Annotated in this window: 2 protein-coding genes; both read left to right on the top strand. The window is 44.7% G+C overall.

Annotated features, from left to right (window positions below):
• The first annotated feature begins 199 nt into the window (after positions 1-199).
• Positions 200-355 carry a hypothetical protein gene (locus RXX31_RS24600; RefSeq protein WP_167542826.1) on the top strand — a complete coding sequence of 52 codons (156 nt, stop codon included), beginning with the start codon at positions 200-202 and terminating at the stop codon, positions 353-355.
• A gap of 223 nt (positions 356-578) precedes the next feature.
• On the top strand, positions 579-1,767 hold a 1,189-nt coding region (gene ltrA / locus RXX31_RS24595), incomplete at its 3' end, for a group II intron reverse transcriptase/maturase (protein WP_317592201.1).

Raw genomic sequence — 1,767 nt, 5'->3', positions numbered from 1 at the left:
GTGCGACCTGAAGTCGTATGAAGCGTTGTTCACTACGACAAGAGTGAACCGTCTGTATCACCAGATGACCCTAGGATCCTGAATAAAGCAGCGGATCTGACAATGTAACGAAACTTGGCCGTTAGGCTGAGTGGGAACAAAATCGTGAGAGGATGTTCCTCCTGAAAACCACAATTCGGGTAAGTGCTAGGGAGTCAATATGATGAACGTATGTGAATCCATTAAAGGTGCGTTATATGATGAAGCAGCGGAAGTGGTTAATACGCTGTGGCCAAAACGGCAACGAGAGTCGGAAAGGAGTTGGGCACTGGCCTTTCGTGATCAGAGTACTCTCCGCACTAGAGTGGGCATCTAAGTTGACATTTTACGTAACATACGGAACAGGGTAAGCCTGTATCGCTCCCTATGGGAAAGCCTTTGTGGCCGATAGCGATGCGGGTAAAGGAGGTCGGAGAAAGCGAAGGCTGCATTGTAACGATGCAGATACAGACTCGTGTCTGGTCACGAAAGTGAGCCCACTTCCGACTGGTCTTTCGTTGCGAGAAAGTTTGAAGAACTTTATTTAAGGAGAAACGCAAATGATGATTTCTAAAGAGATTAGTGCCTCTCCTGACAGCGCTCAATGGCAGTCTATCGACTGGAAACCCATTGAATCGCATGTATTAAAGCTTCAGATACGTATCGCAAAGGCAACTAGAGAAGGTAAACACGGTAAAGCGAAAGCCTTGCAGTGGATACTAACTCATTCTCGCTCAGCCAAGCTTCTTGCAGTAAGGCGAGTATCTCAAAATAAAGGCAGTAAAACGCCTGGAATAGATGGTGTCATCTGGAACACAGATGCACGCCGCATAAAAGCAGTTAATCAATTGAGTCGAAAGGCGTACAAAGCCCAACCGCTCAAGCGTATCTACATCCCCAAAAAGAACGGCAAGCTTAGACCACTGGGAATTCCATGCATGATAGATAGAGCGCAACAAGCCCTCCACCTTCTTGCATTAGAGCCTATATCGGAAACGCTTGCTGACCCCAATAGTTATGGATTTAGGCCAAATCGCAGTACTGCCGATGCAGTTGGGCAGTGTTTCAAATGTTTGGCATTAAAGAAATCAGCTAAATGGGTACTTGAAGGGGATATCAAAGCTTGTTTCGACAAGATCGGCCATCAATGGCTTCTTGATAACATCGCTGTTGATAAGAGAATGTTGGAACAATGGCTAAAGTCTGGCTTTATGGACAAAGGTCTGTTTTATCGCACCGATGAGGGAACACCACAAGGTGGGATAATATCACCAACCTTGATGCTAATGACTCTTGCAGGACTTGAGCAGCATATTAAGTCTACGGCCCTCAAAAAGGGTACTAGAGCCAATTTCATTGGATACGCCGACGATTTCGTCGTCACCTGCGCTTCAAAGGAAGTGTTGGAGAATGATATCAAACCGTTGATTGCTGATTTCTTAGCGGAAAGAGGCTTAACATTATCTGAAGAGAAAACGCACATTACGCACATCGATAACGGCTTTAACTTTCTAGGGTTCAACCACAGAAAGTACAAAGGGAAATTGCTCATTAAACCGAGTAAATCTAACACATTGCTGTTCTTGAGTAATCTGCGCGAACTCATTAAAAAGCATGCAACAACCTCTGTGAACGATCTTATCAAAGTGATAAATCCGAAATTAAGGGGTTGGGCTAATTATTATCGCCATTGCGTGGCTAAACAGGTATTCGGATATGTTGGTCATAAGCTATTTCTTGCATTATGGC

Source organism: Vibrio sp. EA2, assembly GCF_033042495.1.
GTDB lineage: Bacteria > Pseudomonadota > Gammaproteobacteria > Enterobacterales > Vibrionaceae > Vibrio.
This window is presented reverse-complemented; position numbering and strand designations above follow the sequence as displayed.